Origin of the sequence: Patulibacter sp., assembly GCF_030655195.1 — a bacterium.
GTDB lineage: Bacteria > Actinomycetota > Thermoleophilia > Solirubrobacterales > Solirubrobacteraceae > Patulibacter.
In genome coordinates, this window is record NZ_JAURWA010000186.1 from 1 (window position 1) to 5,072 (window position 5,072).

General features: G+C 78.3%; 5 protein-coding genes and 1 pseudogene. All 6 read left to right on the forward strand.

Features of this window, described 5'->3' with window-relative positions; all coding sequences use genetic code 11:
* A pseudogene (locus tag Q7T67_RS20040) lies at positions 1-302 on the forward strand (hypothetical protein); the annotation flags it as partial.
* The gene (locus Q7T67_RS20045; RefSeq protein ID WP_304794145.1) at positions 299-1,069 is read left to right on the forward strand and encodes a hypothetical protein; all 771 of its coding nucleotides are present in this window, start codon (positions 299-301) and stop codon (positions 1,067-1,069) included. The pseudogene Q7T67_RS20040 and the gene Q7T67_RS20045, both read left to right, overlap by 4 nt.
* Positions 1,066-3,126, forward strand: coding sequence for a hypothetical protein (locus tag Q7T67_RS20050; RefSeq protein ID WP_304794148.1), 2,061 nt, complete (start codon positions 1,066-1,068; stop codon positions 3,124-3,126). Before Q7T67_RS20045 ends, Q7T67_RS20050 begins: the two co-directional genes overlap by 4 nt.
* Positions 3,123-3,812, forward strand: coding sequence for a helix-turn-helix transcriptional regulator (locus Q7T67_RS20055; RefSeq protein ID WP_304794151.1), 690 nt, complete (start codon positions 3,123-3,125; stop codon positions 3,810-3,812). The genes Q7T67_RS20050 and Q7T67_RS20055 overlap by 4 nt, the downstream gene beginning before the upstream one ends.
* Entirely contained in the window at positions 3,809-4,645 is an 837-nt protein-coding gene (gene mpaM / locus Q7T67_RS20060; protein ID WP_304794153.1) for a daptide-type RiPP biosynthesis methyltransferase, read from the forward strand. The genes Q7T67_RS20055 and mpaM overlap by 4 nt, the downstream gene beginning before the upstream one ends.
* A gap of 123 nt (positions 4,646-4,768) precedes the next feature.
* Positions 4,769-5,059: a hypothetical protein gene (locus Q7T67_RS20065; RefSeq protein ID WP_304794156.1), complete on the forward strand. Its 291-nt coding sequence runs from the start codon at positions 4,769-4,771 to the stop codon at positions 5,057-5,059.
* Positions 5,060-5,072 lie beyond the last annotated feature (13 nt).

Sequence of the window (5,072 nt, forward strand, 5' to 3'; positions counted from 1 at the left end):
TCGGCCTCGAGCCCGACGCCCTGCGTCGCCGTCCGTCCGAGGTCGACGGCCTCGTCCGGCGGCGCGCGGCGCTCGCGGGCGCCCTGGTCGGCAACCCCGCCGCCGTCGTCCTGCCGGCCCCGATGGACCGGCTGCGCGACACCGCCGACATCCAGGTGCTCGGCAACCTCCTGCGGCACGAGGCCGCCGCCGGGCTCGCCGTGCTGTTCTCCTGCGCCGACCCGCGCATCGGCGCCGCGGTCGCCCACTCCGCCGTGGCGCCCGCCGGGAACGCGGTGCCCGGAGCCGGGGTCGCCGCGTGAGCGTCGTCGCGTACCGGCGCCGCGGCGCGCTCCGGGCCAGCGTCGGCGCGGAGATCACGCGCATCCGCACCGGCCGGGGGCTTCTCGTCGCCGCCTCGGCGTGCCCGCTGATCGCCGCGATCACCACCGTCGGACCGCTGCAGTCCGTGCCGCCGGCCGCGTTGCAGGCGGACCCCGAGGCCTGGCGCCTGCTCTCGACGGCCACGGTCGGGGCCGGCCCCGCGCTCGTCCTGGGGTTCCTCTCCCTCGCCGGGGACCACCGCCACCGGGGCCTCGGCGCCGAGGTCGCGGCGACGGGCCGTCGCGACGTCGTCCTCGCCGGCCGCGTCCTCGTCGCCCTCGCCGCGGGTCTCGTCGTCGGGGTCGTCGCCGCCGCCGCCGCGCTCGCCGCGCTGGTGCTCTGGTACGCCGCGGTCGGTGCGTCCACCGCGGTGCTGCTCCCCGGCGGCTGGCTCCCGATGGCCGGCGGCGTGCTCGCCTCCGGCCTGGCGGCCGTCGTCGGGCTCGCCCTGGCGGTCCTCGGCCGGTGCCGCACCTGGGTCCTGGTGCTCGCGCTGCTCTGGTACTTCGTCGGCGAGGCCGTCCTGCCCGGGCCGCTGCCCGACGTCGCTCGCTGGACCCCCGGCGGTGCCGTCACCGCGCTGGGCACCTCGGTCACCCCGTGGGGCCTGGACTTCGGCGCCGGCCTGGCGCTGCTGGCCGGGTGGACCGCCTTCGCCCTCGTCCTCGCCCGTTCGTCGCTGACCCGTTGGGAGCTCCGCCCGTGACCCGCCCCGTGAACGTCGTGCTGATCGCGCTGGAGCCCCCGGCCGCCGACCCGGCCTGGAGCGTCCTCCCGCCCCGGGCGACCGAGACGCTCCGCGGCGGCTCCGCGGTCGCGCTCCTGACGGCCGCCGGCGTGCCGGCACGGCAGCTCTCGGGCGTCGGGGCGACGGGCCTGGGCCCGATGGTGCACGAGGTCGGGCGCTCCGGCGCGACGCTCGTGGCCCTCCACTCCGGCGCCTCCCCCGCCCCCGCCGTGCGGCTGCTGACCCGTCTGCTGCTGGACGCCGACGACGCGCCCGCCGTCGCGTGGACCGGGGTCCCGGCGGCGTCGCGCGAGGCGGTGGCCGGGACGGCCCCCGACGGCGTCGCGGTCCTCGGCCCCTCGTTCGAGCAGGCGCTGCTCGCCGTCGCCGTCGGCGGTCCCGCCGCGCCGGGCGACGCGCCCGGCCTCGAGGCGTCGCCCTCCCCGTGGACCACCGGGGCCCTGCGCCCCGGGCTCGCCCCGCTCCTGGGCGTCGAGCACGCCCGGACCCACGACGACGGGAGCATCGGACGACCCGCCTCCGGGCGGCTGCGCGACGAGCTCCGGTGGATCGACGCCCGGACCGTCGGCGCGGCCGTCGTCCCGCTCGTCGGACCGCCCGTCGAGCGTGCCGACGACGAGGCCCTCGACGCGGTCGCCGAGGCGGCTCCGCACCGCATCGGCGTGGCGCTGCCCGTCGCGCCCTCCGCGCCGGCCGCCCTCGTGCGCCGCGCCGACGAGCTCGGCGTCGCCCGGCTGGACGTCGTCCTCACCTCGCCGGTCGACGAGGAGCGCCACGCCGAGACCGCGCGCCTGGCCGTCGCGGCGACCGCCCGGGTCCACGTCCGGCTCGACGCGTCGCGGGACGGCGACGTCGACCGGGCCGAGGCCGACGTCGTCCGCCTGTCGTCCGCCGTCGCCGCCGTCCGGCTCCGGTGGACCGACGGCGAGGGCGCCGATGCCGCGCCGCCGGCCGATCTCGCGGTCCCCGAGCTGCGCTCCGACGACGCGGTGGCCGAGGCGCTGCGGGCCGAGCGCGCCGTGTCGGCCCGTCTGCTCGACGCGCATCGCGGTGTCGGCGTCCCCGGGCGAGGGCCCCGACGGCGCGTCCACGACGTCGTCTGGCTCGGCGGGGACGACCCGACCGACCACGCGGCGTGGCTGGCGACCGTGCTGGACCGCGACGGCCTGCTCGTGCGCCGGGACGGCGGGACCTCGCCCGTCGGCGGCGTGCCCACGGCGGTCGTCCGTCAGGCCGGCGACGGCGCGCTGCTCCTGCCCGCCGGCGACCGCCTCGTCGTGCGCGGGTGGGCGACGGACGGCCCCGAGCCGGACGACGCGCGGCTGCTGCTGACCCTGGAGGACCCCGACGATCTCGAGCGCCTCGCCGCCGACGAGGCCGCGACGTTCGCCGACGGGACGCTTCCCACGCGCACCGCGGGTCCCCGGTGGGCGCTCGCCGACGAGGCCGACGTCCTCGGCCTCGCCGTGCCCACCGCGCGCCTGGAGCGCCTCTGGGTGCAGGACGGGCGCGTGCGGGCGACGCCCGGCGGACCCGACCTCGGCGCCGTCGGGGACGACCTCGACCGGCTGCGGTCCGCGGCGCGGGACCTGCCGGCCGCGACCGGCCCGCTGAACGCGCCGCGGACCCGCTGGTTCGTGCGCGCGCTCCTCGCCGTCCGCGCCCTTCGCTCGCGTGGCGTCGAGGGCCCGCTCCGGGTCGCCGGCCTCGGCGGACCGCTGCACCCGGGCGTCGAGGGCGACCACCGGCCCACGAGCGGCGTCCTGGTCGGCGCGGGCGACGTCGTCCACGTCGTCGACCCCGTGTCGGGGCGCGTCTCGCGCGTCACCGCCGACACCGCGTTCGTGTGGGAGCTCCTCGCGGTCGCCCCCGAGCCCGGTGCCGCCGCGGCCGCGCTCGCCGCCGCCCGGGACCTGCCGGAGGACCGCGCCGCAGCCGCGGTCCGGCAGATCCTCGCGGGTCTCGGCGCCTCCCTCCTCCCCGTCCCGGACCCCGTCCCAGGAGCCGCCGCATGAAGGACCCCGGCCTCGTCCGTCCCCCCGTCGGCACCGGAGCGGGGGAGCAGGAGCTGCCCGAGCCTCCGGGCCCGCCCCCGCGCGAGGCGGCCCCCGCCGGTCGCGGCGAGGAGCCGCCGCGGATCGTCGTGGTCGCCGGCGCCCGGCTGCTCTCGTTCGGCACCGCCCGGCTGCTGGAGGAGGCGGGGATCCCGGCCGTCGGCACGCTGCGGTCCGCCCAGGGACTCGCCCGCGCCCGCCGTCGCCTGCGCCTCGACGCCGTCGTGGCGATCACCGTCGACGGCAGCGACGACCTGATCACGATCCTCCACGACGAGCGACTCGCCGGCCTGCGCCGGATCGTGCTGATGCCGCCGACGAGCGTCGTCATCCACGGCGGCGGCGACCGCGAGGTCCAGGTGCTCCCGCTGACGCTCTCCGCCGGCCGCCTGCGGCGGGCCGTCACGGGCCCGGCCCCCGCGCTCAGCCGCTCGGAGGTCGTCGTGGGCGCCGAGGGATCGCTGACCGTCCGCCAGCAGGAGGTCCTGAACCTCGTCGTCGAGGGACTCTCGAACCTCGAGGCCGCCGAGCGCCTCGGCGTCGGCGTCGAGACCGTCAAGACCCACCTGCGCACCATCTACCGCAAGCTCGGCGTGCGCTCGCGCGCCGAGGCCGTCACCCGCTACATGGAGGTCTCCGCCGCATGAGCACCGACCCGCCCGCGCCCTTCTTCGGCCAGTTCGCCGCGATCCGGGCGCTGAACCTGCCCCGCACCCGCGTCGGCGACATCTACGAGGGCGCCAACACCGCCGTCTACGACCGCCTGCTCGGTGCGGACGAGTACGACGTCCCCGCCTACCTCGGCCTGGCGGAGAAGCACCCGGGCCGGATCCTCGAGCTCGCGTGCGGCAGCGGCCGGATCGCCATGCCGCTGGCCCGGGCGGGCCACGAGGTCGTCGGCGTCGACCTGGCGCCGGACATGCTGGCCCGCCTGCGTCACCGCCTGTCGACGGACGAGGAGCTCGCGAGCCGCGTCACGGTCGTCGAGGGCGACATGACCGCCCCCGACGTCGAGGGACCGTTCGGGCTCGTGATCATCGCGGCGACGAGCGTCTGCCTGCTCCACGACCGCGCCGACCGACGGCGCGCGTTCGCCTCCGCCCGCGACCTGCTGGCGCCGGACGGGCGGTTCGTGCTCGATCACGTCGCCACGAGTCCCGGCATCCTGCGGGCCCAGAGCGCCGAGCCGGTCACCGCCGGTGGACCGGTCGGCGCCCGCACCGTCTTCACCATCCTGGGGCGTCTCTGGGACCCCGAGGCGAACGTCCAGCACGTGAACTTCTACACGGAGATCGTCGACCCGGAGGGCGGGACGGACCGCATCCTCGGATCGACCACCAAGGCGGTCGTCGACAACGCGGAGCTGCGCGAGGACCTCGAGGCCTCCGGACTCGCCGTCGAGGACGAGACGGTGCTCTCGTCGGTGCCCCACGGCGAGGAGGTCGAGGAGATCAGGCTGTTGACCTGCCGGCGCGCCTGACGGGGGGGGGCCGGGGCCCCCTCGGGGCCCGGGGTCTCCCTCGGGTGGGGGCTGGGGTCCCCCGCCCTGGGTGGCCGCGGGGCCGGGTCTCCCCCGCGCGGGTGGCACCCACACCCACCAGGGGTGAGGACCCCTGGAGGGGCCCGGGCACCGGCCCTAGATTGGTTCTCGTACAGCGCACCACGGAACGAGGAGCTGAACACCATGCAGAGCAACCACACCAGCACCACCACCGACCTGGTCGACCTCGACGCCCTCCCCGAGTTCGACAGCGCCGACCCCGGCTTGGACCTCGGCGTGCAGGAGCTCGACGACCTCGTCGCCCCCGGCTGGGGCTCCTGGGTCGCCGGCATCGGCGGCGGAGCGGCCGCCGGCTACGGTGCCGTCGCCCTCGGCGCCGCGATCGCCACCTGAACCCCGCCGGTGC

Coding starts and splice junctions, on each gene's coding strand:
- Q7T67_RS20055 (WP_304794151.1), top strand. CDS start 3,123: ATGAAGGACCCCGGCCTCGTCCGTCCCCCCGTCGGCACCGGAGCGGGG.
- mpaM (WP_304794153.1), top strand. CDS start 3,809: ATGAGCACCGACCCGCCCGCGCCCTTCTTCGGCCAGTTCGCCGCGATC.